This is a genomic window from Mameliella sp. AT18 (assembly GCF_028807275.1).
In the GTDB taxonomy this organism is placed as follows: domain Bacteria; phylum Pseudomonadota; class Alphaproteobacteria; order Rhodobacterales; family Rhodobacteraceae; genus Antarctobacter; species Antarctobacter albus.
Window position 1 is genome coordinate 1 of the sequence record NZ_JARAMO010000093.1, and the last position, 26,771, is coordinate 26,771.

Annotated in this window: 24 protein-coding genes; 18 read left to right on the top strand and 6 right to left on the bottom strand. The window is 66.1% G+C overall.

Going from position 1 to position 26,771, the window contains the following annotated elements; all coding sequences use genetic code 11:
- Nucleotides 1-355: 355 nt before the first annotated feature.
- From trkA to PVW46_RS13055, 5 genes are all read left to right on the top strand, one after another.
- Nucleotides 356-1,732, top strand: coding sequence for a Trk system potassium transporter TrkA (gene trkA / locus PVW46_RS13035; RefSeq protein ID WP_069209832.1), 1,377 nt, complete (start codon nt 356-358; stop codon nt 1,730-1,732).
- A 66-nt stretch (nt 1,733-1,798) separates the two neighbouring features.
- Nucleotides 1,799-3,301 carry a TrkH family potassium uptake protein gene (locus tag PVW46_RS13040; protein WP_043139750.1) on the top strand — a complete coding sequence of 501 codons (1,503 nt, stop codon included), beginning with the start codon at nt 1,799-1,801 and terminating at the stop codon, nt 3,299-3,301.
- Nucleotides 3,302-3,437: 136 nt separating this feature from the next.
- The gene (gene hfq, locus PVW46_RS13045; RefSeq protein WP_023849333.1) at nt 3,438-3,677 is read left to right on the top strand and encodes an RNA chaperone Hfq; all 240 of its coding nucleotides are present in this window, start codon (nt 3,438-3,440) and stop codon (nt 3,675-3,677) included.
- A gap of 17 nt (nt 3,678-3,694) precedes the next feature.
- On the top strand, nt 3,695-4,951 hold the full coding sequence (hflX, locus tag PVW46_RS13050) for a GTPase HflX (RefSeq protein WP_043139746.1): 1,257 nt from the start codon (nt 3,695-3,697) through the stop codon (nt 4,949-4,951).
- Nucleotides 4,952-5,130: 179 nt separating this feature from the next.
- Entirely contained in the window at nt 5,131-5,622 is a 492-nt protein-coding gene (locus PVW46_RS13055; protein ID WP_069211516.1) for a P-loop nucleotide/nucleoside kinase family protein, read from the top strand.
- Nucleotides 5,623-5,658: 36 nt separating this feature from the next.
- On the opposite strand, the gene PVW46_RS13060 is transcribed toward PVW46_RS13055, so the two are convergent.
- Nucleotides 5,659-6,537 carry an aminoglycoside phosphotransferase family protein gene (locus PVW46_RS13060; protein WP_069211515.1) on the bottom strand — a complete coding sequence of 293 codons (879 nt, stop codon included), beginning with the start codon at nt 6,535-6,537 and terminating at the stop codon, nt 5,659-5,661.
- Nucleotides 6,534-8,999: a penicillin acylase family protein gene (locus PVW46_RS13065; protein ID WP_069211514.1), complete on the bottom strand. Its 2,466-nt coding sequence runs from the start codon at nt 8,997-8,999 to the stop codon at nt 6,534-6,536. Before PVW46_RS13065 ends, PVW46_RS13060 begins: the two co-directional genes overlap by 4 nt.
- 103 nt (nt 9,000-9,102) lie before the next feature.
- Between PVW46_RS13065 and PVW46_RS13070 the strand changes: the two genes are divergently transcribed.
- The 4 genes from PVW46_RS13070 to PVW46_RS13085 all read left to right on the top strand — a co-directional run bounded on the left by PVW46_RS13070 (nt 9,103) and on the right by PVW46_RS13085 (nt 15,845).
- Nucleotides 9,103-9,975, top strand: a complete 873-nt coding sequence (locus PVW46_RS13070) for an NAD(P)-dependent oxidoreductase (protein ID WP_069211513.1) — start codon at nt 9,103-9,105, stop codon at nt 9,973-9,975.
- A gap of 92 nt (nt 9,976-10,067) precedes the next feature.
- Nucleotides 10,068-11,222: a nitrogen regulation protein NR(II) gene (locus tag PVW46_RS13075; RefSeq protein WP_069211512.1), complete on the top strand. Its 1,155-nt coding sequence runs from the start codon at nt 10,068-10,070 to the stop codon at nt 11,220-11,222.
- On the top strand, nt 11,123-12,136 hold the full coding sequence (locus PVW46_RS13080) for an ATP-binding protein (protein ID WP_338020524.1): 1,014 nt from the start codon (nt 11,123-11,125) through the stop codon (nt 12,134-12,136). The genes PVW46_RS13075 and PVW46_RS13080 overlap by 100 nt, the downstream gene beginning before the upstream one ends.
- 403 nt (nt 12,137-12,539) lie before the next feature.
- A complete protein-coding gene (locus tag PVW46_RS13085; protein ID WP_069211510.1) occupies nt 12,540-15,845 on the top strand; it encodes an Rne/Rng family ribonuclease in 3,306 nt (1,101 codons plus the stop codon).
- Nucleotides 15,846-15,916: 71 nt separating this feature from the next.
- On the opposite strand, the gene PVW46_RS13090 is transcribed toward PVW46_RS13085, so the two are convergent.
- Nucleotides 15,917-16,798 (bottom strand): Hint domain-containing protein, encoded by an 882-nt coding sequence (locus PVW46_RS13090; RefSeq protein WP_069211509.1) that lies wholly within the window; start codon nt 16,796-16,798, stop codon nt 15,917-15,919.
- 144 nt (nt 16,799-16,942) lie between these two features.
- Complete coding sequence (locus PVW46_RS13095; protein ID WP_043139736.1) at nt 16,943-17,164, bottom strand: sulfurtransferase TusA family protein; 222 nt, start codon at nt 17,162-17,164, stop codon at nt 16,943-16,945.
- A 110-nt stretch (nt 17,165-17,274) separates the two neighbouring features.
- Between PVW46_RS13095 and PVW46_RS13100 the strand changes: the two genes are divergently transcribed.
- The 5 genes from PVW46_RS13100 (at nt 17,275) to PVW46_RS13120 (ending at nt 22,492) form a co-directional block, all read left to right on the top strand.
- Nucleotides 17,275-18,030, top strand: coding sequence for a cytochrome c biogenesis CcdA family protein (locus PVW46_RS13100; RefSeq protein WP_069211508.1), 756 nt, complete (start codon nt 17,275-17,277; stop codon nt 18,028-18,030).
- Nucleotides 18,031-18,093: 63 nt separating this feature from the next.
- Nucleotides 18,094-19,335, top strand: coding sequence for a hypothetical protein (locus PVW46_RS13105; RefSeq protein WP_069211507.1), 1,242 nt, complete (start codon nt 18,094-18,096; stop codon nt 19,333-19,335).
- Nucleotides 19,332-20,681 carry a cytochrome P450 gene (locus PVW46_RS13110; RefSeq protein WP_069211506.1) on the top strand — a complete coding sequence of 450 codons (1,350 nt, stop codon included), beginning with the start codon at nt 19,332-19,334 and terminating at the stop codon, nt 20,679-20,681. Before PVW46_RS13105 ends, PVW46_RS13110 begins: the two co-directional genes overlap by 4 nt.
- A 130-nt stretch (nt 20,682-20,811) precedes the next feature.
- A complete protein-coding gene (locus PVW46_RS13115; protein WP_043139727.1) occupies nt 20,812-21,714 on the top strand; it encodes a fructose bisphosphate aldolase in 903 nt (300 codons plus the stop codon).
- A 265-nt stretch (nt 21,715-21,979) separates the two neighbouring features.
- Nucleotides 21,980-22,492: a hypothetical protein gene (locus PVW46_RS13120; RefSeq protein ID WP_069211505.1), complete on the top strand. Its 513-nt coding sequence runs from the start codon at nt 21,980-21,982 to the stop codon at nt 22,490-22,492.
- 104 nt (nt 22,493-22,596) lie between these two features.
- On the opposite strand, the gene PVW46_RS13125 is transcribed toward PVW46_RS13120, so the two are convergent.
- Nucleotides 22,597-23,259 (bottom strand): helix-turn-helix transcriptional regulator, encoded by a 663-nt coding sequence (locus PVW46_RS13125; protein ID WP_043139723.1) that lies wholly within the window; start codon nt 23,257-23,259, stop codon nt 22,597-22,599.
- Nucleotides 23,260-23,517: 258 nt separating this feature from the next.
- Here PVW46_RS13125 and tatA point away from each other — a divergent pair, with 258 nt between their 5' ends.
- From tatA to PVW46_RS13145, 4 genes are read left to right on the top strand one after another with little or no spacing between them, the layout of a single operon-like run.
- Nucleotides 23,518-23,745 (top strand): twin-arginine translocase TatA/TatE family subunit, encoded by a 228-nt coding sequence (gene tatA / locus PVW46_RS13130; protein WP_043139721.1) that lies wholly within the window; start codon nt 23,518-23,520, stop codon nt 23,743-23,745.
- A gap of 6 nt (nt 23,746-23,751) precedes the next feature.
- Entirely contained in the window at nt 23,752-24,234 is a 483-nt protein-coding gene (gene tatB / locus PVW46_RS13135; RefSeq protein ID WP_043139719.1) for a Sec-independent protein translocase protein TatB, read from the top strand.
- Entirely contained in the window at nt 24,231-25,205 is a 975-nt protein-coding gene (tatC, locus tag PVW46_RS13140; protein ID WP_043139717.1) for a twin-arginine translocase subunit TatC, read from the top strand. The genes tatB and tatC overlap by 4 nt, the downstream gene beginning before the upstream one ends.
- Nucleotides 25,202-26,062, top strand: coding sequence for an ATP-binding protein (locus tag PVW46_RS13145; protein ID WP_069211504.1), 861 nt, complete (start codon nt 25,202-25,204; stop codon nt 26,060-26,062). Before tatC ends, PVW46_RS13145 begins: the two co-directional genes overlap by 4 nt.
- 3 nt (nt 26,063-26,065) lie before the next feature.
- Here the strand turns inward: PVW46_RS13145 and PVW46_RS13150 are convergent, their stop codons facing one another.
- Complete coding sequence (locus tag PVW46_RS13150) at nt 26,066-26,764, bottom strand: winged helix-turn-helix transcriptional regulator (RefSeq protein ID WP_069211503.1); 699 nt, start codon at nt 26,762-26,764, stop codon at nt 26,066-26,068.
- Between the last annotated feature and the right edge of the window lie 7 nt (nt 26,765-26,771).

Genomic DNA, 26,771 nt, shown 5'->3' on the forward strand with positions numbered 1-26,771 from the left:
TTGCGGCTTTGCCGCAAAGGCGCCCGCCCACCGACCCTGATGCGCGCCGTTCGGCGCGGTCTTACCGCTCAAGGAATCACCAGGGAACAGGCGTGCCGCTGTTCCCCGAACCCATCCCTCGCTTTCCTGCTGCCTGGACCAGCCATCACCGGGGCGCAAGGGCAAGCCGCGCGTTCGCGCGGGGCTGTGCCCCCTTGCGCCCCGGCGCCGTCTGGCCCTGATCGGCATCATGCGAGAGATGGCTCCGGGGAACAGCGGCTCGGGACCGAGGATGCAACCCATTGACGGCGCTGCCCCCGCGTGCGAGGCAATGAGGCCAGAGCCGGGACGCGGTGCAGATCGGGGCGCAGGGCGCATGAAGGTCATCATTTGCGGGGCGGGCCAGGTTGGCTGGCAGATCGCCCGCCATCTTGCCGGAGAGCGCAACGACGTCACGGTGGTGGACAACAATCCCGATCTCGTGCGCCGCGCCACCGACACGCTGGACGTGCAGGGGATCGCGGGCTTTGCTTCCTACCCCGACGTGCTGGACAAGGCGGGCGCGCGCGACGCCGACATGGTGATTGCGGCCACCTATTCCGACGAGGTCAACATGGTCACCTGCCAGGTGGCGCATTCGGTCTTTGCGGTGCCGCGCAAGATCGCGCGGCTGCGCGCGGAAAGCTACCTGACGGCGATCTATTCCGACCTCTACCGGCGCGATCACATGCCCATCGACGTGGTCATTTCGCCTGAGCGCGAGGTGGCCGACGCAGCCCTGCAGCGGCTGGCGGCGCCAGCGGCCTTTGACACCGAGAGCTTTCTGGACGGCAAGACCCAGCTGATGGGGCTGACCATCGACGCGGGCTGTCCGATCGTGAACACGCCCTTGCGGCAGCTGACCGACCTGTTTTCCACGCTGCGCTCCGTGGTGGTGGGGGTCCGGCGCGAGGGGGTGCTGTTCGCGCCGGAATCCGGCGACCAGCTGTTCGAGGGGGACAGCTGTTACGTCATGGTGCATGCGGATGACGTGCAACGCACGCTGGAGATCTTTGGCAAGTCCCTGCGCAAACAGGAACGCGTCGTGATCGTCGGCGGCGGCAATGTCGGCCTGTCGGTGGCACGGCGGCTGGAGACCGGCAAGATCCGCGTGCGCGCCAAGATGATCGAGCGCAACCGCAAGAACGCCGAACGGGCCGCCGAGGAGCTGGAGCGCACCATCGTCCTGCATGGTGACGGGCTGGACGCGGCGCTCCTGGTCGAGGCCGGGGTGGCGCGGGCGGATGCGGCGCTCTGCGTGACCGATGACGACAAGGTCAACATGCTGGCTGCCGTGCGGGCCAAGGCCGCCGGTTGCCCGATGGTGATCGCGCTGATCAACGACCCGACGCTGGTGCCCTTGATGGAACCGCTGGGGATCGACGCCTATATCAACCCGCGGTCGACCACCGTCAGCTCGATCCTGCGCCATATCCGGCACGGGCGTGTCAGCCAGGTCTATTCCATCGGCGATGCCGAGGCCGAGGTGATCGAGGCCGAGGTCCTGTCGACGTCGCCGATCTCCGGCAGCCGGATCCGCGAGATCGACTTTCCTGAAGGCGTCCTGGTAGGCGCGGTCCGCAAGGGGGACAAGGTGGTCAAGCCCACCGGCTCGCTCAGGATCGACGAGGGCGATCAGATCGTCATCTTTGCCCTCGCCGGCGATGTCCCGGAGGTCGAGCGCCTGTTGCAGGTCTCGATCGATTTCTTCTAGGCGCGGTCCGGTGAGGCAGATGGGGACCTTTGCCGTGACAGGCGTACAAGGGCGAGGCAACCGCCGATGAAGACCATCGCGCGTCTGCCTCTGTTCCTGCTTCTGACCGGGCTCGGTTCCTTCTCGATGCTGCTGCCGGCAGTCTTTGCCTATGTCATCGAAGAACACCACGACGCACGGACCTTTTTCTATGGCGCGCTGCTGGGGCTGATCCTGACCGCGCTGGTGGCGCTGGCCCTGGGCAACCGGCATCACAACCAGAGCGCGCTGCGCCAGCTGGTGGCGCTGGCGGCGGGGTTTGTCGTGCTGCCGCTGATCTTTGCGGTGCCCTTCCACGAGGCGGTGCGGACCACCGGCTTTGGCAATGCCTATTTCGAGATGGTGTCGAGCTTTACCACCACCGGGGCAACGATGTTCGACGCCGCGCGCCTGTCCGGGCCGGAACACCTGTGGCGGGCGCAGGTCGGCTGGATGGGCGGGCTGGTGATGTGGATCGCCGCTTCGGCGATCCTGGCACCGCTGGCGCTGGGGGGATTCGAGGTCACTGCCAGCGGTGAACCCGGGCAATCCATCGCCCAGGGCGCCATGAACACCGGGCCGACCAGCCCGGCGGAACGGCTGATGCGCAGCGCGCACGTCCTGTTCCCGGTCTATACGGGGCTGACTTTGGCGCTGACGGTGATGCTGCTGGTGGCGGGCGATCCACCGCTGGTCGCGGTCAGCCATGCGATGTCGGTCATGGCGACCTCCGGGATCACGCCGCTGGCTGACCTGGGGGCCGCGCCCAGCGGCCTTGCGGGGGAGATGATTCTCTTTTGCTTTCTCTTTTTCGCCCTGTCGCGGCTGACCTTTTCCGCCGATACCCGCCAGGAACGGGGCCTGTTCTACGACCCAGAGTTCCGTCTTGGCGTCATGATCGTTGTGGCCGTGCCTTTGGCCATGTTCCTGCGCCACTGGGTCGCCTCTTTCGAGGTGGGAGAAGAACAGAACTGGATCGCGGGTCTGCGGGCGCTCTGGGGCGGGCTGTTCACGGCGGCCTCGTTCCTGACCACGACCGGATTCATCAGCGGCGACTGGGATACGGCACAGGACTGGTCCGGGCTGCCGACGCCGGGGATCATCCTGATGGGGCTGGCGCTGGTGGGCGGCGGCGTGGCGACGACCGCCGGGGGTGTCAAGCTGCTGCGGGTCTACGCGCTCTACCTCAACGGCAAGCGCGAGATCGAGCGCCTGGTGCATCCGCATTCCGTGGGGCGGGCGGGCCCCCTGGGGCGCCGCATCCGGCGCGAAGGGGCCTTTATCGCCTGGGTCTTCTTCATGTTCTTCGCGCTGACGCTTGCGGCGATGACGCTGATCCTGGGGGCCTACGGGGTGGATTTCGAACGGGCCACGGTGCTGACCATTGCGACACTGTCGAACACCGGGCCACTGATCGACACCGCCGCGGTGATCGACCTGGCGTCGATCCCCTGGGACGCGCAGTTGATCCTGTGCCTGGCGATGGTGCTGGGACGGCTTGAACTGCTGGCAATCATCGTGATGATCAGTCCAGAGGTCTGGCGCGAATAGTTGCGCAGGAACATCCCCTGGGCATCGGGCGCACGGATTCGGGGATTTTCGGCTGGAAACTCCCGCCGCAGCATACCATACTCCCCCAGACGAGGGCAGCCCGGCGCGCGGGCACGGCAAGAATAAAGGCAATTCAATGGCTTCTGATAGACAGAACCTGCAGGACGCGTTTCTGAACCACGTCCGCAAGACAAAGGTCCCTGTGACGGTCTTCCTGATCAACGGGGTCAAGCTGCAGGGTGTCATCACCTGGTTCGACAATTTCTGCGTCCTGCTGCGCCGTGACGGCCAGTCGCAGCTTGTCTACAAACATGCAATCTCGACCATCATGCCCAGCCAGCCGATCAACCTGTATGACGGCGAAGGGGACGCGTGAGAGAACACGCGCCGCCTGTGACCCGGGCGTGGGTCCTGCATCCTGACATCAAGAGCGACCCGGCACGCCGCGATGCCCAAATGGCCTTGGAAGAGGCCGTTTCGCTGGCACATGCCTTGCCGGGGCTTGAGGTCGTGGGATCGCAGATCGTGCCGTTGCGCGACCCGAATCCGGGTGCGCTGTTCGGCTCGGGCAAGATCGAAGAGTTGCGCGCCAAGCTGGAGGCCGAGGACATCGACCTGGTCTTGGTCGATGGCCCGGTGACGCCGGTGCAGCAGCGCAACCTCGAACGCGACTGGAAGGTCAAGTTGCTGGACCGGACCGGGTTGATCCTGGAGATCTTCTCGGATCGTGCGGCCACCCGCGAGGGTGTGTTGCAGGTCGAAATGGCGCACCTGAGCTACCAACGCACGCGCCTGGTGCGCGCCTGGACCCACCTGGAACGCCAGCGGGGCGGGCTGGGATTCGTCGGCGGCCCCGGCGAAACCCAGATCGAGGCCGACCGCCGTGCCATCGACGAACAGTTGGTGCGCCTGCGCCGGCAGCTCGACAAGGTCGTCAAGACGCGCGAGTTGCACCGAAAGGCGCGGGCCAAGGTGCCTTACCCGATTGTCGCGCTGGTGGGCTATACCAACGCGGGCAAGTCGACGCTGTTCAACCGGCTGACCGGCGCCGAGGTCATGGCCAAGGACATGCTTTTTGCGACGCTGGACCCGACGATGAGGGCGGTACGCCTGCCGACGGGCGCCGATGTGATCCTGTCGGACACGGTGGGGTTCATCAGCGATCTGCCGACGGAACTTGTGGCCGCCTTCCGGGCAACGCTGGAAGAGGTGCTTGCAGCGGATGTGGTCGTGCATGTGCGCGACATCTCCCACCCTGAGACCGAGGAGCAGGCCGAGGACGTGCGCGGCATTCTCGACAGCTTGGGTGTGGGCGAGGAAACCGCACAGATCGAACTGTGGAACAAGCTGGACCGGCTGGGGCCGGAAGAGCTGGAAACCGTGCGTATCCGCGCCGCGCGCAACCCGGACGTCTTTGTCACCTCTGCCCTGACCGGCGAGGGGCTGGATGACTTCCTTGAGGCGGTGACAGAGGCGCTTGGCGCCGAACGGGTCGAAGAGGACCTGGTGCTGGGCTTTGCCGAGGGCAAGCGCCGGGCCTGGCTGTTCGAAAAGGGCCTGGTCGAGGACGAGCGCCAGGAAGAGGACGGCTTTCACCTGCGCGTGCTCTGGTCCGCACTCGACAAGGCACGGTTCGAGACGCTGGGCTGACCGGGCGCCCGGTGGACATGCACCCCGTTTCATGCGATCCGGGGTGCATGTTGATCCATGTTCAGACATCCGGCGCCCTGCGCCGCATCCGAATTACGCTCCCGGCCTGAACCGCCGGGCCGGGTGAGCTGTCGTCTGAACGTCTATGGCGCGGGATGCGCCGCACAAGGATCACTGTCATGTCTTCTGAATTTCCGACCCTGCACATGATGTGCGGGAAGATCGCCGCTGGAAAATCGACCCTGGCGGCCCAACTGGCCCGCCCCGAGGGCACCGTTCTGATCACCGAGGATGCCTGGCTGGACGGGCTTTTCGCCGACCAGATGGCCACGCCGCGCGACTACCTGCGGTGCACGGGGAAACTGCGGGCGGTCATGGGGCCGCATGTTGCGGCGCTGCTGGATGCCGGGGTTTCCGTCGTGCTGGATTTCGCGGCCAATACTCTGGACCAGCGCGCCTGGATGCGCGGCATCCTGGAGGCGACGGGCGCCGCGCATGAACTGCACCTGTTGGCGCCGCCGGACGAGGTCTGCCTGGACCGGCTGCGCAGGCGCAATGCCTCGGGTGCACACCCCTTTGTCGTGACGGATGAGCAGTTCCACCAGTTCTCCCGCCACTTCGTGCCGCCGGGGCCGGAGGAAGGATTCAACGTGGTGCGGCACGACTCCTGACGGGGCCGGAGGTCCCGGGGCAGGCCCGGGCCGGGGTCAGATCACGGCGCTGTCACGTTCCAGCAGGTCGCGGGCAATTTCCCAGCGCCGGCGTTGCCGTTTCGAGGGCGACACCGGCGTATTGGCCCAGAGGCTGATCGCGAAACAGCGTTGCAGGAACAGCCGGACCTCGGGTGCGGTGACATCATCGCCATAGCCCTCGCGCAGCGCCGTCAGGGCGGACTCGTCCCCGGTGAGGTCAAGCACGTCCAAGGCAAGGGAAAAGACGTCGCGCAGAGGTTCGTCCTCTTTCGCGTTTTCGAAGTCGATGCCCCAGACCGTGCCCTCGGGGCCGCTGACGAGGTTGGAGAGGGTCAGGTCGCGGTGGGTGATGGCCCAGGTGGCGGGCAGGCCACGGACCGTGGTGCGCGTCTCCTTGAGCGTGCGCGCGGCAGAGACCAGCCCCTTTGCGTCGATCAGGCTACGCTCGCCGGCCTCGATCGCATCCACCAGCCGGGTCAGCCAGTTGACTTGTCCCTTGGGCAGGAATTTGCGGTCACGCAGGCTCAGCCCGTGGTAGGCGGCCAGCCATTCCCCGGCGGAGCGCAGCAGCGGGCCGGGGGCCTCGGTTTCCAGCCGTTCACGAAAGTCGGGGCCGCCCGCGTCCTGCATGACCAGCGCGCCCTTGCCGAACCACAACACGCGCGGCACGCGGTAGGGACCATGCGACAGCACCGCCGCCAGTTCCGCCTGCCGCAGCGCCTGGCGCGAGGCCTTTGCCTCGGCCTTGCGCGGCCAGAGCTTGACCACCGCCGGGACACGTCCGCGCGACGGGCGGTAAACCCAGGTATCCGGCCCGTCGCGCAAGACCTCCATCCGCCCCGACCATTCCGGCCAGAGCTTTTTCAGCACCTCGGTCGCGCGGGCCTCGCTCATGGTTTGACCAGCCGGGTGATCCCGACAGAGGCGGCGCGTGCCAGACCCACGTCCAGCGACATCGGGATGTATTCGCCGCGCCGCCAGAGTTGGCCGAGGTCGTCGTAGTGGCGCGACAGCGGGTGGCCCGACTGGCCTGTGGCAGAGACAAAGACCGAACTGTCGGGATCGGCGAAATCGTAGACGCCGCGATAGCCTGCGCCATGCACATTGGCGAAAGGATCGGGATCGCGCCCCGAGGTCACGCCCCGTTGAAGCGTGTGATCACCGCCCGAGGTCGTCTGACGGATGTTCACGAAGTACCGCAGGATCGGCACCTGGCCCAGAACCGGGTGTTCGTGCGTCGCCAGGTGTTCGTCCCCCCAGCGCAGCGATTCCAGCGCCTTGCCGGAATGTTCCTCGATCCAGATCAGCGCGTCGTCCAATGCCAGCCGTGCGATGTCGGTGCAGCTTTCCACTGCCGCTGACCGGATCACATCGCACCAGGCGCTGGCCCCGTCCACATCGCGGAAGACGCGCTCGATGAACAGTGGCTCGACGTGGTCAAACTCTTCGGCCAGCGGGCCCAGATCGTCGCGGATCAGGCGGGCCTGCAACGCCCGGAGCCAGGCAGAATAGAGCAACGGCTCGGGCATGTGCTCGTTCATTTCGCCGTTCCAGTTGGCCAGCAGATCCAGCGCGCGCTGGCGGCGGCGTTCGGGCGTGCCCTCGGGCGCGGCCTCGGAGGTAAACCACAGGTCCCGCCCGATCAGCGGCAGCAAGGTGCGCGCGGCAGGCGACACCGTGTCCAGCTGGGCCTCGACGAAACTGTCGCGGGTGTGGACCTTGCGGCCCTGCATCATAGTCTGCCAGCGCTGCACGCGCTGGCTGTCGCCCCAGTTATAGCTGACGTGGTCAGGGAAGGCGCGGTCCACCAGCTTGTTGTTGGTATTGCCCACGATGCCGCCCTCGGGGGCGAGGAACTCGGGGTTGGCCGAAAAGGGAAAGATCCCCTGCCAGCGGTTCGCCGCGATCCACCCGCGCGAGGGCAGGCGGCCCAGGCTTTCATGCGCGGGGTCGCGGCGCGGCATGGCGCCGACCAGCTTCAGCGCCACGGTATCCGCGTCGATCAGAGTCAGGTTCTGCGAGGGCGCGACATAGAGGCGGGACACTTCCATCGCCTCTTCGACCGATTGCGACATCATCAGGCCGATGGCGGCGGAGGCCGAGGTGTCCTGGTGGCTGAGCGCGGTCCAGGCCAGCGAAACCAGGTGCCCCGGCGGCGTGATCTTGTTCAGGTTGAATTGCGAGGAGGGCAGGATCGGGCCGTTGTCCGTCCACAGCAGGTTCAGCGTGACCGGCGCCTCACCCTTGATGCGGATGATGGATTGGCGGGTTTCGAAGGCTTTGAAGCCGTCGGGCGTGCGATACTCGCCCTGGGCGTCCGGGTTCAGCTCTTCGAAGTACAGGTCCTGATCGTCGAGGTAGGAAGAGGTGATCCCCCAGGCCAGTTGCTCGGACCGGCCCACCATCAGGGCCGGAATGCCGGGGATCGAGGCGCCGATCACGCCGCCGGATTTCAACTGCATCCGGGCAAGATACCAGAAGGTCGGCGCGGTAAAGCCAAGGTGCGGGTCATTGGCCAGAAGCGTCCCGCCCGAGGCCGAGCGTTCCGGCGCGGCGGCCCAGACGTTGGACGCGCCCGCCAGCCCGCGCCGCGGAACGGGCCAGAGGAAATCACCGCCCACCGGCGCGGCACTGGCCTGGCGCGTGCCACTGCCCTGCGGCAGTTGCGCGACACGGGGCAGGGCGGCGACACCGCTGCCGGGCATGTCGGGCAGGATGTCGGACAGGCGTTGTTCATCTCCCAACAGCAGGGAGGTCCGGGCGCGCAGCACCTCGTCCCCGATCTGGCCCGACAGTTGCAGCGCCATCAGCTTGATCACCGCCAGCGAATCCGCCGGTTGCCAGGGCGCGATTTCCGCCTCGAAGAGAAAGAACTCGGGCGCGCCGCGTCCCAGGCTGTTGGCGTTGATCTCGGCGATGCGCGCGTTGATGCCGGCGGAATAGGCTTCCAGCGCGTCCAGCGTGCGCGCGTCCTGATGCTCGACCGAGGCCTTGGCGGCGGTGTAGATGTCCAGCCGGCGCAACAGCGTGTCGGTGCGCAGGGTGCGGCGGCCAAAGAGTTCCGACAGGCGGCCCTGCGCGGTGCGGCGCATCATCATCAGCTGCCACAGCCGGTCCTGCGCGTGCACGTAGCCCAGCCCGAAGAATGCGTCGCGGTCCGACAGGGCCATGATATGCGGCACGGCGGAATTGTCGCGCACGATCTCGATGTCGGCGGTGATCCCGGCCACGGGCAGGGTCTTGTCGTAGTCGGGCAGCGAGCGGGACCCGAGGTAGTAGGCAAGTGCCACGCCGATGACGATCAGGGCGACGGCCAGGCTGGCCAGCCGCAACAGCCATCGGAACACAACCGCCATTTCGTTCTCCGTCCATATGGGCTAGGTCAGATCGCACCGGGATTAACTTGCCAGCCCGGGCTTGCCAAGGGCAGGCTGGCTGACGCGACGAGGGGAGAACAAGATGGCGAAAACGGCGTTTCTGGGCCTTGGGGTGATGGGCTATCCGATGGCGGGCCACATGGCCAAGGCCGGGCACGAGGTCACGGTTTACAACCGGACCGCCGCCAAGGCCGACAAATGGGTGGCCGAATACGGCGGCGCAGCGGCGGCAACCCCGCGCGAGGCGGCGCAGGGCGCGGATTTCGTCATGGCCTGCGTCGGCAACGACGACGACCTGCGCGGGATCTGCACCGGAGAGGACGGCGCCTTTGCCGGCATGTCCTCGGGCGCGACCTTTGTCGATCACACTACCGTGTCCCAGCAGGTGACGCTGGAACTGGCCGAACAGGCGGCGGAGCGCGGGTTGGGATTCGTCGATGCGCCGGTGTCCGGCGGGCAGGCGGGGGCCGAGAACGGCCAGCTTGTCATCATGTGCGGCGGCGATCAGTCGAACTACGACGCGGCAGAGCCGATCATGCAATCCTATGCCAAGCTGTGCAAACGCCTGGGCGACAGCGGCGCCGGGCAACTGTGCAAGATGGTCAACCAGATCTGTATCGCGGGTCTCGTGCAGGGCCTGTCCGAAGGGCTGCACTTTGCCGAGAAGGCGGGGCTGGACGGTGCCGCGGTGGTCGATGTGATCGGCGGCGGCGCGGCCGGGTCCTGGCAGATGGTCAATCGCTACCAGACGATGATCGCCGACGAGTTCGAGCATGGCTTTGCTGTCGACTGGATGCGCAAGGACCTGGATATCTGCCTGCGCACCGCAAATGAAAACGGCGCCTCGCTGCCGGTGACAGCGCTGGTCGACCAGTTCTACAAGGACGTGCAGAAACTGGGCGGCGGGCGCTGGGACACTTCCTCGCTGATCAAGCGCTTGCGGGCGATGGGGTAAGGCCGATGGCTTTTGCCGGGGACCAGGCGCTGCGCCGGGCCCCCGGCTGACCGGAGCGGATGCCCTACCGACCCAGATCCAGTGCCCTTCTGATGCTCGGGGCCGGAGCGGCGCTGCTGGCGGTCGGAGTGCTGACAGCCGGTTTCTACCGGAGCCACGTGGATTCGACCCGGCTGCGCGAGGCCGAGCTTCGCCTGTCCGACCTGTCGCAGGAGCTGTTGGGCGCCATCGGCTTCGATGGCATGATCCATGACTTCAAAAATTGCGTTCTGCGCGGCGCCACCGAGCCCGCATATTGCGACAAGGCCGAGGTCGAGGCTCGCCGCGCGCTGGCGGTCTTGGATCGCATGGACGAGGTGGCCGAGGCGAACGGGCTGGTCCTGGACCTGGCTGCTGTCCGGGCGTCGGCGGCGGATTACGGCGCCCGGGTGGACCGGGTGCGCGCGGCGCATGACCGGGGCCTGAGCGCTGGCCAGATCGATGTCCTGGTGCGCTATGACGATGAACCGGCGGTCGAAGGCCTGCGCGCCACGCTGGACCTTGCGCGGCAGACCCTGGACGACCGTTTGACCGCGCTGCAGCGCGACTACGCCGCGATGACCCTTGTCGGAGTGTTGTTTCCGCTGGTGCTTTCGGTCTGGTTCCTGCTGGCCGCCCGTCGCGATTTCCGGGCCGCGATGGAACGGCAGGCCCAGCTGGATGCCATCTTTGCCGCGTTGACGGGCGGACTGGTGGGATTCGACGAGGCCGGGCAGATCGTTCTGATCAACCCCACGGCGCGCCGGTTCCTGCATGTCGGCGATCGCTCGGTGCCATTTGACTGGCCGGTACATGTCAGCCTGCCGTCCGGCCCGGAGGGGGATGAACCGCCCCTGGACCCCGTCACATGGGCGATGTCCGCCGGGTCCAACGGTGAAGAAGTGCGGCAGCTTCGTATCGCGATCGGGCAGGAACCGGATCGCTACATGCGGCTTGGCAGTGCCCGGATCAACCTGCCGGGCACCCGGTTGAGCGCGCTGCTCCACATGCAGGACGTGACCCTGGAAGAGCGCAACCGGCAGGTGATCGAACGTGACAGCCGGTTGGATGCGCTGGGCAGCTGTCAGGCGGAATTGCGCATGATTTCAACAACCTTCTGGCCACTCTTCTGTTTTCGATGGAACTTGCTTTGCAAGAAGAACAATCCGAACGCGCCGCATCGCTGCTGCGTCGCGCACGAGAGGCGGTCTGGTCCGGTCGCGGCCTGACGGACCGGTTGCTGGCCTTTGCCCGGCAACAGCCCGGCCGGGTCGAGGTCTGTGCCGTCGACGGTGTTTTGGAGGACATCGAGATCCTGTCGCGTCCGGCCCTCAGCGGTGAGGTCGCGCTGAGACTTTTGCCCGAAGAACCGCAGCTGCAGGTACGATGCGATCCGGGGCAATTGCAGAATGCCTTGCTGAACCTTGTCCTGAACGCGCGGGACGAGATCCGGGGGGCGGGCAGGGCCGGGACCATCACGCTTGGCGCGCGGGCGGTTGGCGATGATCTTGTCGAACTGTCGGTCGGCGACGATGGCGAAGGCATGTCGGACGAGGTTCGCCGCCGCGCGGCGGACCCGTTCTTTACCACCCGCCGCGGCCACGGCGGTACCGGGCTGGGGCTGGCGATGGTCTATGGTTTCGTCCAGCAGTCCGGCGGGGACATGCGGATCTACTCGGTCCCGGGGCAGGGGACGACCGTGCGGCTGACGCTGCCGCGTGTCGCCGGAACCCCGGGTCTGACAGTGGCGGACAGCTGGGCCGACATACCTGTTGGGGCGGGAGAGACGGTCTTGTTGGTCGAGGATGAGCCGGATCTGCTTGATCTCACTCGGGGACTGCTGCAGCGGTTGGGGTACGGGGTCGTCACGGCGCCCACGGCGCAGGCGGCCTGGGCGCTGATCGAAGCCGGGCAGGCCTATGACCTGCTGTTGACCGATGTCTTCATGCCCGGGGGCCTGTCCGGGCTGGATCTCGCGGAACGCGTCGCCGCGCGTGACCCGGCGCGCCCCGTGATCCTGATGTCGGGGTTTGCCCTGCATCCGGACATGGGTGCGGCCGGTCCCCGGTTCCGCCACCTGCAGAAACCCTGCACGCCGCATGTGCTGGCCCGGACCCTGCGCGAGGCCCTTGAAACGCGCTGAGAGCGGGGCGAGGGGCCACGCGCGTCGCAATCGCTATTGTCATTCCCATCCTGCTGGCCTTATGTTAGCGGTCAGGTTGCGCGCAGAACATGCCGCGCCGAAGATTTCGCTGACCGTGGACCCTGACATACCGGACCCGGCCAGACCGATCGGGCCGCAAGGCCATAGTCCCTGCCCGGACCGCCACAAGCGACGGGCGCAATGAATGGGCGCCGTCCCGGCCCAATGCCGCAGACGCGCGTCGGAGAAGAACCGCGATGAAGCGCGCGACTGACATGAGGCATGAGGCAGGGACATCGGTTTCCCGCCATGCCATCGCGCACCATCTCGCCCAGACAAGACACGCTTCAACCGCCGCGCGCCCCCCGGGGCCGGCGGTGCGTTGGGTGTGCAAACGGATAACATGGCAAAGAAAATGCTCATCGACGCCACCCACGCGGAAGAGACCCGCGTCGTGGTGGTGGACGGAAACAAGGTCGAGGAATTCGACTTCGAGTCCGAGAACAAGCGGCAGCTCGCCGGCAACATCTATCTAGCCAAGGTCACACGGGTCGAACCCTCGCTTCAGGCGGCGTTCGTCGATTACGGCGGCAACCGTCACGGCTTCTTGGCCTTCTCGGAAATCCACCCCGACTACTACCAGATCCCCATCGCCGACCGTCAGGCGCTGATGGAGGAAGAGGAAGAGGCCGCGCGCGCCGCTGCCGAGGAAGAGGAAAAGCCCAAGAAGTCCCGCTCGCGCTCGCGCAAGCGGTCGACGAAGGCATCCGACAAGACGGACAAGGCGGAGAAGTCCGACAAGCAGGCCGAGACCGCCAAGGAAACCAAGCCGCGCGAACCCAGCGGCATGGAAACCATCGACCTCGACGACGACCTGGAAACCGGCGAGCCGGGCGAGGGCCTGTCGCCGATGGAAACCGTGCACGAGACCCCGGTTGAAGAGCCGGAGGCCGCTGATCCCGCCCCTCAGGAAACCCCGGTCGAAACCGATCCGGCGCCGGAACCCGCGCCCGTCGAAACGCCTGTGCAGCCTGAGCCCCAGGCCGACCCGGCCCCGGCCGAAGTGCCCGCTCCCGCCGAGGCGCCCGAGGTGCCCGGTTCCGAAACCGCGGCGGACCCCGCCCCGGCGACCGAGGCCTTGACGCCTCTGGACACCGAGGCCGCCGCCGAACCGGCGCCGACCCCGGAAGACGAGGACACCGCCGAAGCGGCAGAGCCCGAGGACGCACCCGAGAGCGAAACGCCGCCGCGTCCGATCGCAGAAGGCACCAAGGACGAGGCCGCCGTCGTCTCGCAAGAGCCGGACACCGGCGATGATACCGTGACGCCTGAAGAAACTGCGGAAGAGACCCCGGTCGAGGCGCCCGACGCGGCAGAGCCGGTGGCCGAGGTTGTCGCAGAGGCCGATCCTGCCCCCGTGGCGGAGGACAGTGCCGAGGACGACCTCGCGCCCGAGGCATCGGACGACGACGATGAAGACGACGAAGACGACAAGGACGATGCCGCGGCGCGCGATGCCTCGATCGAGTCCGTGGCCGACGACGACACCGAAGAGGACATCCGCCCGGTCCGCAAGCCGCGCCCGCGCCGCTACAAGATCCAAGAGGTCATCAAGGTCCGCCAGATCATGCTGGTGCAGGTCGTCAAGGAAGAGCGTGGCAACAAGGGCGCTGCGCTGACCACCTACCTGTCCCTGGCGGGTCGCTATTGCGTGCTCATGCCCAACACCGCACGTGGCGGTGGCATCAGCCGCAAGATCACCAATGCGACCGACCGTTCCAAGCTCAAGGAAATCGCGCAGTCGATCGACGTGCCCAAGGGCGCGGGCCTGATCATCCGGACGGCAGGCGCCAAGCGCACCAAGACCGAGATCAAGCGCGACTACGAGTACCTGCAGCGTTTGTGGGAGCAGATCCGCGAACTGACGCTGAAGAGCATCGCGCCGGCCAAGATCTACGAGGAAGGCGACCTGATCAAACGGTCGATCCGTGATCTCTATTCGCGCGAAATCGATGAAGTCCTTGTGGAAGGCGAACGGGGATACCGGGTCGCGAAGGACTTCATGAAGATGATCATGCCGTCCCACGCCAAGAACGTGAAACACTACAACGAACAGATGCCGCTTTTCGCGCGCTACCAGGTGGAAAGCTACCTAGGCGGGATGTTCAACCCGACCGTGCAGCTGAAATCCGGTGGTTACATCGTGATCGGCGTGACCGAGGCGCTGGTGGCTATCGACGTGAACTCGGGCCGCGCCACCAAGGAAGGCTCGATCGAGGAGACCGCGACCAAGACCAACCTGGAGGCTGCCGAGGAGGTGGCGCGCCAGCTGCGTCTGCGCGATCTCGCGGGTCTGATCGTCATCGACTTCATCGACATGGACGAGCGCAAGAACAACGCCGCCGTCGAGAAGAAACTGAAGGACAAGCTCAAGACCGACCGCGCCCGCATCCAGGTGGGCCGCATCTCGGGCTTTGGCCTCTTGGAAATGTCGCGCCAACGCCTGCGCCCCGGCATGATCGAGGCGACGACGCAGCCCTGCGCCGCCTGCCACGGCACCGGCCTGATCCGCTCGGACGACAACATGGCGCTGCAGATCCTGCGCCAGATCGAGGAAGAAGGCGTGCGCCGCCGTTCGCGCGAGGTGCTGGTGAAATGCCCCATCGGCATCGCCAACTACCTGATGAACCAGAAGCGCGAACATGTCGCCATGATCGAGGCGCGCTACGGCATGTCCGTGCGCATCGAGGGTGACCCGCATCTGGTGGCGCCCGACTTCTCGATGGAGAAGTTCAAGACCGCGACCCGCGTCGTGCCCGAGGCCACCGCACCCGTTGTGTCGGTCGACACATCGTTGATGGACCAGGTGGACGAAGACACCGAGGCCGAGCAGGAAGAAGAGGAAGAGGCGCCCCAGGCCGAAAAGCCGGAGACCCCCTCTGACGACAATGGTGACGAGGGCAAGCCCAAGAAGCGCCGTCGTCGCCGCCGCCGCAAGTCGAAGTCCAAGGACAACGGTGAGGGATCGGAGTCCGGCGCAGAGGGCAGCACCGACAAGGACGACTCGGCCAAGGAGGCCGAGAAGCCGGTCGAGGCTGCCGAGGCTGCGGATGAAGCCAAGACCTCCGAGGCCGCTGAGGCGGATGCGCCCAAGGCAGACGAGGGTGACGACACGGCCAAGCCCAAGCGGACTCGCACCCGGTCGCGCCGCACGCGCAGCAAACCCGCCGATGCCCAGACCGAGACGGACGAGGGGGAGGTGGCAGTAGCCGAGACCGCCGAGGCCAAGCCCGAAGCGACACCGGAGCCGACACCGAAAACCACCGAGGCGCCCGCCGCCGAAGTGGCGGAGCCAGTCGCCGAGGCCGCGCCTGTCGCAGAGACAGCGGAAGCGCCCGAACCCGAGGTGAGCGAAGCCCCGGCCGAGGCCGCGGCGGAAACGACCGAGGACAAGCCCAAGCGCGCGCGCACGCGCCGCAAGGCCTCTGACGTGATTGCTGCCGTGGTTGGCACCCCGGTCGCGGAAACCGCCGTGGAACCGGCCTCGGCACCCGAGGAAACGACCGAAGACGCATCGGAAGAGGCTCAGCCAGAGGCCGCCGCAGCGCCTGCGGAACCCGTGGCCGAAGAGGCGCCGGAACCGGTGACGGAAACCGCCGAGGCTGAGGACAAGCCCAAGCGGCGCGGTTGGTGGTCCCTGGGCCGCTGATCCGATAATGAAACAAGGAAAAGGCCCCGCCGAACCGGCGGGGCCTTTTTCGTTTTCCCTGAGGCCGTGGCTTACGCGGTCAGGCGAGTCGCCTCAATCGTGCGATCCAGCCGATCGCGAATCTCGGCGGGCAGCAGGCGGCGCGAAGAGACGCGGGGCCGGTTCATTTCGGGAATGATCCGCTCGGCCCCGTAGAGGTCCAGATATTCCTGGAAATTGTCGAACTGGCTGCGGGCGACCGCGTCCACGAATGTTTCGGCCGGGGCCCCGTTGGCCAGGATCACGTCATGGGCGGCGGTTTCGATATGGTAATAGGTCACGCGTTCGGGGAGCTGGGACATGGGAACAAAGGCGATGCTGTCGCCGTTCACAAGGGCAGCCGCGTTCACGACAAGTCCGTCCACGATCAGGCCGTGATCTGCCGTAACAATCAGATCGCTGTGGGGCAAGCCATTGCCCAATGCCCCGGCACGAACGCAAACGGCCTGCAGGGCGTTGCCCGCCACCGCGTTCAACCGTGTCACGACGCCGATCCAGATCACCTGTGTTGCGCCGCCCTCATCCGTGGCGACAAGATCGCCGGACCGCAACCGCTCGACTGCAACCTCTCCTCCCGGTGTTGCGATCAGCGTGCCGGGGGCAAAGCAGGCGCCGGTGAAGGTCGCGCCATTGTCAGTGTAGGTGGCCGGTGGGCCAGCAGGGACCTCGTCCATGAAGACGACGTCATAGGTCGGATCGGAGTCCCAGTTGAACACCGGCCAGACCTTGCCGTTCACGACCGCCGTACCGACGTAGGTATAGCCACTTGAGAACGCATTGACACTGTCGCCGATCTCGAAACTGGTGTCGGCTTCACCATCCGTCAAGACCTCGTTGAACGGCCCCTGGACCGCGGCGCCTGCCAGCGCGCCGTTCTCATAGGTGACGGAGTAGGTGGCCGTGAAGCTGCCCATGATCGTATCCTTTTTCACAAACTGAAGGGGCGCCGCCGCCGGCGGACAGCCAAATTGTGACGCCACTATACAGCTTTGGTCCCAGTCACCAAGCCTTACGACCGAGGCTGGGCAAATCGGCCCGGCGCCGGGACATGTCAGCCGTCATCCCTTGCGGATGCGCCAGGTGATTGCGCCGTCCGCTTCCTCGTGGCCTTCCAGCACATGCCCGGCCTCGACGCAGAAATGCGGCACGTCCACCACCGCCGCCGGGTCGTCCGTCATCAGCAGCAGAAGCTCGCCCGGGGCGATGCCCTGCAGGCGCTTGCGGGCCTTCAGGACGGGCAGGGGGCAAAGCAGGCCGAGGGCGTCGAGTTCATGCGTCATGCGCCTGATCTAGCCGCTTGTCCCGGCAAAGAAAAGCGCTCTCGCGCCATGCCGGAGATGTGACAGAGAGGTCAGGTGACGCCGCCGCGCCAATAGCCTATGTCGGACCCATGTTCGGAATCGAGATCATCGACGCATCGCTTTTGCCCGCCATGTTCGTGGCGCTTCTGGCCGGGGTCATTTCCTTTCTCAGCCCCTGCGTGCTGCCCGTGGTGCCGCCTTACCTTGCCTATATGAGCGGGGTGTCCCTGACGGATCTGGGCGACCGCGCGGGGGCGACACGGAACAAGGCGCTGATGCCGGCGCTGTTCTTCGTGCTGGGCCTGTCGACGGTCTTTCTGCTGATGGGATTTGCCGCCTCGGCGGTGGGCGCGGCCTTTTTGCAGTACCAGGACTGGTTCAACACCGCCGCGGGCATCACCGTCATGGTCTTTGGTGCGCATTTCGTGGGTGTCTACCGGATCGGCTTTCTCGACCGCGAGGCACGGCTGGACGCGGGCGACCGGGGCGGTTCGGCCTTTGGCGCCTATATCCTGGGCCTGGCCTTCGCTTTTGGCTGGACCCCCTGCATCGGTCCGCAACTGGGCGCGATCCTGAGCCTTGCCGCCTCCGAGGCCTCGGTCACGCGCGGCACGGTCTTGCTGGGGGTCTACGCGGCGGGACTGGGCATTCCCTTTCTGCTGGTCGCGGCCTTCCTGCCCCGGCTTGGCGGTCTCATGGGCTGGATGAAACGGCACATGGAACAGATCGAGCGGGCGATGGGCCTGCTTCTGTGGACCATTGGGCTCTTGATGCTGACGGGCGGCTTCTCGTCGCTGTCCTTCTGGCTGCTGGAAACCTTCCCGGCGCTGGCGACCCTGGGCTGAGGCTGCTGCCTTACTCTCGCCGAAAAGCCCCGTTACCATTGTCGCAACAATGAGGTGCGGACGATGGGCATTGGTCAGGCCGAAACATCGCAGGACGTCAGCAGGCGCCGGGTCTTCTATATTCCCGGCTACGATCCGATTCATCCGCGCCGCTACCGCGAGCTTTACCGCAAGGAGGGCGCCGCGCAGGCGGCGATCTCCGGCTACGAGATCGGGCTGAAGCCCAAGCGCACCGGCGGGCTCTACGGCTGGCATGTCGAAAGCGTGATGGCGGGGCAGCAGGTCTCGGCGGATGTCGAGGTTCTGGTCTGGTCCGACATCGTGCGCGACAGCATGTCGACCTCCATCCCCGCCACTTACGCACAGCTTGTTCGCACCGCCTGGGAGTATATCGCGACCGGCGCGTTGTTCCGGCTGATGCGGCTCCGCAAGGGACCGGTGATTGCTGCGCTCTATCCGATCGGAATGCTCTTGCTGCAACTGTTGGCGGCCCTGCTGGCGGGCTGGGCCGGGTTCGCGCTGATCGCGCAGCTGTCGCCTTGGCTGGGCATCGGGGCAAACGCACTGGGCCTGCTCGTCTGGGGTAGCATCGCCTGGGCGCTGCTGCGCTGGTTCAAGAAGAAAGATGGCAAGCTGTTCGCCTATTACCTGATGCATGACTACGCCTATTCGGCCCGGTTCCGGGGGGCAAACCCGCCCGAGCTGGAGGCGCGCATGGGCGACTTCGCCGGGATCATCGCCGAGGCGTTGCGCGACGATGTGGACGAGGTGCTGGTGGTCGGACATTCCTCCGGCGCGCATCTGGCGGTCTCGATCCTTGCCGACCTGATCCGCGCGGGACGGGTGCCCGCCGATGGCCCTAAACTGGCGTTCCTGAGCCTTGGGCAGGTGGTGCCTATGGTCTCTTTCCTGCGCGACGCGCACCGTTTGCGGGCTGACCTGCGATACCTCAGCGCGCGCGAGGAACTGACCTGGGTCGACGTGACGGCGCCGGGGGATGGCTGTGCCTTTGCGCTTTGCGATCCGGTCAGCGTTTCGGGTGTGGCGCCAGGGAACAAGCGCTGGCCGCTGGTGTTTTCGGCGCAGTTCACGCGCTCGCTGTCGCCCGAGCGTTGGAAGGAACTGCGGTGGAAGTTCTTTCGCCTGCATTTCCAGTACCTTTGCGCCTTCGACCGACCGTTGGACTACGACTATTTCCAGATCACCGCCGGGCCGGTCAGCCTGGGCGCGCGCTATGCGAACCGTCCGCCCTCGGCCAGCCGGATCGACGTGGCGGTGTCGAAATACACGAGCATTGCCGCATGACCCCACCGAAACCGGCGGCGCGGCCTGACCGGGTCTCGCTCTGGCGCTACGTCAAGCTCTTCCGTCAGGACATCCTCTCGGCCCAGCCCGCGCGGCTGTACCGGGCCAAGATGGCCGAGTTCCGCACCCCTTTCTTCCGGTCCTACCTGCTGAATCAGCCGGAGTTGGTGAAAACCGTGCTCAAGGACCGGCCGATGGACTTCCCGAAATCCGACCGTATCGGCGAGGGGCTGCGGCCCCTGCTGGGCGACTCCGTCTTCCTGACCAATGGCGAAACCTGGCTGCGGCAAAGGCGCATCATCGACCCGGCTTTTGAGGGCGGGCGCCTGCGCGAGACCTATCCGGCCATGTGGGACGCCGCGCAGGCCGCGCTGGCGCGTCTGACCGCGCGGGCGGGGCAAGAGGTTGAAATCGAGGAGAACACCAGCCACGCGGCGGCGGACGTGATCTTTCGCACCTTGTTTTCGATCCCCATCGAGGACGAGATCGCGCAAGAGGTCTTTCACGAGTTCCGCGCCTACCAGCGCACCCAGCCGATCCTGAACCTGGCCGCCTTCATCCCGGTTCCGGGCTGGATGCCTCGGTTCTTCCGGCGGGACACCAAGGCCGCCGCCCGGCGCATTCGGGGACTCATCACCCGGCTGACCGAGGACCGGCAGGTGGCGATTGCCGCCGGGACCGCGCCCGACGACTTGGCCACCAAGATCATGACGACGCGCGATCCCGAGACGGGTCAGACCTTCAGCGCTCAGCAGATGGTGGACCAGGTGGCGATCTTCTTCCTTGCGGGGCATGAAACCAGCGCCTCGGCCCTGGGCTGGGCGCTGTACCTCATGGCGACGCATCCCGAGTGGCAGGAGAAGGTGGCCGAAGAGGCGCAGGTGCTGACGACCTGCGATTTCGCCGACATCTCGAAACTGCGGATCAGCCGCGACGTCTTCCGCGAGGCGTTGCGCCTCTACCCGCCGGTGCCGATGATGGTGCGCGAAACCACCTGCCCGGAACGGTTCAGGGATCGCGACATCCCGCAAGGCGCGCAGATGGTGCTCAGCCCCTGGCACCTGCACCGTCACGAGGGGCTGTGGGACAACCCCGACGGTTTCGATCCCGCCCGCTGGCAGACCGAGAACGGCAAGCGCTGCGGGCGTGAGGCCTACATGCCCTTTTCCGCCGGGCCGCGCGTCTGTACCGGGGCCGGTTTCGCGATGGTCGAGGGCGTTTTGCTGCTCTCGTTGATCCTGCGCGACCTGCGGGTGACGCCGGTCGCGGGCCGCGAACCGGTGCCCGAGGCGCATCTGACCGTGCGGTCGCGTGACGGGATCTGGCTGCATGTGATGCGGCGCTGAGGCGGAAGACCGGCGAAATCCCGTCTGTGCGTCGCAGTTAGCGATAACCCTTGTCGCGGCCACTATACCCACCGCACGGCCTGCGCTATCGAAGCGGCAAACGCCTTTCTTCTCATCACACGAGGATTTCATGGGACAGGACGCCGCCACCTTTGCCAAACAGGTCGACCAGATGCGCACCGGAGCCGGTTTCATCGCCGCGCTGGACCAGTCCGGGGGCTCTACGCCCAAGGCGCTGCGTCTCTACGGCGTGACCGAGGACATGTATGACGGCGAAGACGCCATGTTCGGCGAGATCCACGAGATGCGCAGCCGAATCATCACGGCCCCGGATTTCACCAATGCCAAGGTCATCGGCGCCATCCTGTTCGAACGCACAATGCGCGGCGAGGTCGAGGGCCGGCCAACGCCGCAGGCGCTCTGGGACGTGCGCGGCATCGTGCCCTTCCTGAAGATCGACAAGGGGCTGGAAGACAAGGCGAACGGCGTCCAGCTGATGAAGCCGATCCCGGGCGTCGAGGAGACCCTGAAAGAGGCCGCCGAGTTCGGCATCTTCGGCACCAAGGAACGGTCCGTCATCCACGAGGCGAACCCCGAGGGCATCAAGGCCATCGTCGCTCAGCAGTTCGAGCTGGGCATGACCGTGCTGGCCGCAGGCCTTGTGCCGATCCTGGAGCCCGAGGTTGACATCAACTCGGCCACCAAGGCCGAGGCCGAGGCACTGCTCAAGGCCGAGATCAAGGCGCATCTCGATCAGCTGGCCGAGGGGCAGGACGTGATGCTGAAGCTGACGATCCCGACTGAGGACGGTCTTTATGACGACCTGGCCGACCATCCCCGCGTGATCCGCGTGGTGGCCCTGTCCGGCGGCTATTCCACCGACGAGGCCTGCGAACGCCTGGCGCGCCAGCCCAAGATGATCGCCTCGTTCAGCCGCGCCCTGGCCGAAGGGCTGACCAAGCAGCTCTCGGACGCCGAGTTCAACGCGGCGCTGGCGGCGAACATCGACAAGATCTACAAGGCTTCCGCCTGATCCACGGCAGTAGCCGACGGTCAAATCAGCCCCGCGTCTGCACCGGACGCGGGGCTTTTTGCTGATCTGTCGCGAGTTTTCCGGAAAGCTTTGCGGTGATTTCAGGTGCTTGGCGCCGGACGGGGGTTTTCCACACCTGCGCGGGCCAAGGATTGCCGCCTATCTTGCGTCTCATATTCGACGTTCGGACCAAGGCAGGACGCAACCGCCCCCCGGACGGACCAAGGACCCAGGACCAAGCATTTATAGTCAAAGGAACAGACCCGTGAAAAACTTTGCCAAGATCGTCTTCGCCGCCCTCGCCCTGACCGCCACTTCCGCTGCCGCAGGGCAGGGGGATAAGATCACCGCGATGGGATACGGCCATTCCCAGCAACAGGCCAAGATTGTCACCATCCAGACCTGGACCGCCGCGGCGCATGAAAGCTACGGCTATGCCGACTGGAACACCGCCTATGTCGGCCAGATGGAATGCGTGCAGAACTACGCCAAGAGCACCAACGAAATCACCACCTTCTCGCGTGAGGTGATCCGGGTCGGCGGCGACCAGAGCGCGCCCTGGTCCTGCATCGTGAGCGGCTACCAGGACGTCAAGACCGGCTACAACGGCGGCTATGATGGCTACAAGCCGGCCAAGGGCTACGGCCACAAGGCCCCTGCCTATGGCAGCCACAAGAAAGTGCCGACTTTGGGCTATGGCAGCGGCTATGCCGGTCACGCCGGCGGCTACACCGGGGGCTATGGCGGCGGCTACGGCGGCTCGGCCTACAAGTACTGATTTCGGGCTGGTCCGAGCGCGGCCATCCCCACGTTCCTCCTGGCCGCGCCAGCCCCGAAGACCCCGGTGCTCCCCTCCCGCACCGGGGTCATTTCATGCCTGCCTCATCCGGACGTGCCGCGCCGCCAGTCGGCCAGCGTCTTGCCGGGTTCGTCCACGAAGAGGCCCGGCAAGGGGGTGAGATCGTCGATCCGGTCGACCCGCAGGCTTAGGAACCCGCCCTCTGTTTCGTCCCAGCCGACGCAGGTCCAGACCCGGCCGAAGTAATCCAGGTGCAGGGGGCGGATGTCATGGCTCTTGCCGCCGGTACTCACCCGCAGGCGCTGACGGGCGCGGATCGCCGCGCGGATCACCGGCATATGGACAAAACCGCGCGCCGCCTCGGCAAAGGATTCCGTGGCAAAGCCGAAAGGGGCAGGGGCGGGGCCTGCGTCCTCTGGCAGGACCGCCTCGATCTTGGCCGCCAGGGACCGCGCGGCACCGGCCTGTTCCGGCAGGTCGGAAGCCCCCAACGCGGCCAACGCGAGGTGCAGCGCCTCCAGCTCGTCCTCGGTCAGGTTCAGCGGCGGCAGGGTGATCGCCGCCTGCACCGTGTAGCCGTAGCCGCGCGCCCCCTCGACGGGCACGCCAGAGGCGGCCAGCACTTCCATGTCGCGGTAGATCGTCCGCACCGAGACCCCCAGGTCCTGGGCCATCGCCTCGGCGGTGTGCAGCTTGCCGTCGCGCAGGCGCTGGGTCAGCGCATATAGCCGGTCCTTGCGGTTCATCCGCCTGCGTCCTTTCCTTTGTCCAACCGGCGAGCGGGGCCGGGATTCGCGCCTGTTGCCCGGTGTCGCGGTGGGCGATTCCGAGCAAGAAGCCGCGTACATACTGACAAAATCCTGACAACTGACAAGCTCATGACAAAACGAGTGCGCGAGCGCGGCGCTTTGGCCCTTTTTCGGGGCTCAAAGTCTATATAGATAGCCGCAGTGGCATTGATGCGCGGAGCCGGTGCGGTCTCCGCCGACCTGAGGAGAGATATCATGGGTATCGGAAACATCGGCCTTCCCGGCCTTCTGCTGATCGCCGTTGTCGTGCTGGTGCTGTTCGGCCGCGGCAAGATCTCGTCGCTGATGGGCGAAGTGGGCAAAGGCATCACCGCCTTCAAGAAAGGCGTGAGCGACGGCCAGCAGGAACTGGAAGACCAGAAGGCGGACGAGGCCAAGGACGTGACCCCCGCCGAGGAAAGCAAAGACAAGGACAAGGTGTAAGCCACCATGTTCGATCTCGGCTTCGGCGAACTGCTGGTCATCGGCATCGTTGCGCTGATCATCGTCGGTCCCAAGGACCTGCCGGTGCTTTTTCGCAACGTGGGCCGGTTCATGGGCAAGGCGCGCGGCATGGCGCGCGAGTTCAGTCGCGCAATGAACGACGCGGCGGATGAATCCGGCATGCGCGATGTGGCCAAGACCTTCAAGACGGCCACCAACCCGGTCAGCAGCGCGATGGACGGCGTCAAGGACGCCGCCAAGTCCATGACCAACCTGGACCCGGACAGCGAGACCGGCAAGCTGGCCAAGGAACGCGACGAGGCCAGGAAGAAGATCGAGGCCAACGCCGCGCGCAAGGCCGCCGAGCGCAAGCAGCGCGAGGCCGAAGAGGCCGCGCGCCGGGCCGAGGAACTGGAGGCCTCTCTGAAGGCCCCCGATGAGGCGGCCGCGCCCAAGGCGGCCCCGGACGAAGGGGACAAACCGGCATGAACAATGCCCAGGACGAGATCGAGGACAGCTCGGCCCCGCTGATCGAGCATCTGGCAGAGCTGCGCACGCGGCTGATCCGGTCGGTGGTGGCGCTGCTGATCGGTATCTGCATCTGTTTCATCCCGCTGGGCGGCGATTTCATCGCTGAACACATCCTGCGGTTCCTGTTGGTCCCGATCGAAACGACGCTGCGCGCGCTGGGGGACCCCTCGCCGACGCTGCAATACACCAGCCCGCAGGAATACCTGTTCGTGCTGTTCCGCATCGGCCTGGTCTTTGGGTTTGCGATGGCCTTTCCGGTCATCGCGCACCAGATGTGGCGCTTCGTGGCGCCGGGCCTCTACCGGTCCGAGAAAAGCGCCTTTCTGCCCTTCCTCGTGGCCTCGCCGGTCATGTTCCTGTTGGGGGCAAGCTTTGCGCATTTCGTGGTGACGCCGCTGGCGATGGCGTTTTTCCTGGGCTTCACCGATGCGCCCTCGGTCTTTGCCAACCTCATGTCGGGCACGGTCGACCCGGACGGGATCGCCGCCGCCGTGGTGCCAGAGACGAGCGAAGGGCTGAAGATCACCTTCTTCGGCAAGGTCAACGAGAGCCTGCAAACCTCCCTGGTCTTCATCATGGCCTTCGGCCTGTGCTTTCAGCTGCCGGTTCTCTTGACGCTGATGGGCAAGGCGGGGCTGGTCTCGGCCGATGGTCTTGGCAGCGTGCGCAAATACGCGATGGTCGGTATCCTGGTGCTGGCCGCGCTGGTGACGCCGCCGGACGTGGTCACGCAGGTGATCCTGTTCACGGTGGTCTACGGTCTCTACGAGATCTCGATCATCCTGGTGCGCCGCGTCGAGAAGAAGCGCGAGGCCGACCTGAAAGAACAGGGACTGTGGTTCGAGGAAGAACCCGACACCGAGAATGATCCGCTGATGGACGAATTCGACGAAGAAGAATTCGACGAAGGCGAGGGCCGCCAGAAATGAGCGGAAAGAAGGCCAAGAGCACTGCGGCGCTGGAACGCATCGCCGCGGCGCTGGAACGGATGTCGCCGGCACCGCAGGCAGAGCCGGAGTTTGACGGGGCAGAAGCCTTTGTCTGGCATGTAGAGCCGGACCGGCTGGTGCCGGTGCCTCAGGTCAACCGCATCCCGCTGGAGTTGCTGGTGGGGATCGACCGGTCCCGGGACACGCTGCTGGAGAACACCCGCCAGTTCGCCCGTGGCCTGCCGGCCAACAACGCGCTGCTTTGGGGCGCGCGGGGCATGGGCAAGTCGAGCATCGTCAAGGCGATCCACGCCGCCGTCCGCACAGAGGGGCACGACCTGAAACTGGTCGAGTTGCAGCGCGAGGACCTGGCCTCTGTCGGTCGTCTGCTGAACGTGTTGCGGAGCACCGAGCATCGCTACGTGCTGTTCTGCGACGACCTGTCGTTCAGCCATGACGACGAGCACTACAAGAGCCTCAAGGCCGTGCTGGACGGTGGCATCGAGGGACGGCCCGAAAACGTTCTGTTCTATGCCACGTCGAACCGCCGCCACCTGATGCCGCGCGACATGATCGAGAACGAACGGTCCACGGCCATCAACCCGTCGGAGGCGGTCGAGGAAAAGGTGTCGCTGTCGGATCGGTTCGGCCTGTGGCTGGGCTTCCACCCCTGTTCGCAGGACGAGTACCTCGAGATGATCCGGGGCTATTGCGACGCCTATGGTGTCAGCGTGGCCGAGGACGAGCTGCGCGCCGAAGCGGTGGAATGGCAAGCGACGCGCGGGGCGCGGTCAGGCCGGGTGGCCTGGCAGTTCTTTACCGACCTGGCGGGTCGCAAGGGCGTCTCGCTGGGGTGAACTCTAGGCCCCCGGGCGTTCGCCACGGCGTGAGGCGATCCGGGTCAGCGGGCCGAGGTTGAGCCACTCGGGCAAGCGCCGCATCGCCCAGCTGTCTCCCAGAACTTCCAGTCGCCGGGTTTCGACCGCCCGGGAGGGGCTGATGTCTCCGCGCAGCAGATAAATCGCATCCGGCAGCGTGCAGGCGAGGTAGAGGTTCACCTCGCCGCCCGGATCGTCGACACAAAGCTCACAGGTGCCTTTCTGGTTCAGGAACCACCAGAAACGTTTCGAGTCGACCTGGTCGGTCAGGTCGAGCCGGACCAGGCAGCGCCCGGGACCGAAGGCCCCCGGATCGCTGCCGCTTTCCAGCCCCCAGACAAGCAGGCCCAGGTCGATCTCGTGTTCTTTCAGCGCGCGGCGGGTCCAACGCTGGCCCCAGATGCCCAGGGCCTCGACCAGCGGTACGAACTCCTCCCCCGCTTCGGTCAGGCGGTAGCCGGGGCGTTTTTCTCCCATGTCGTAGCGTTCGATGACGCCTTCCTCGATCAGCCATTTCAGGCGGGATGACAGCAGCGAGGGGGACATCAGCGGCACGCCGCGTTTCAACTCGCTGAAGCGGCGAGGTCCTGCGGCGAGATCGCGGACGATCAGCGCGTTCCAGCGCTCGCAAAAAAGCTCCGCCGCCTTGGCGACCGGACAGAACTGGCCATAGGATTTCACGCCGGCC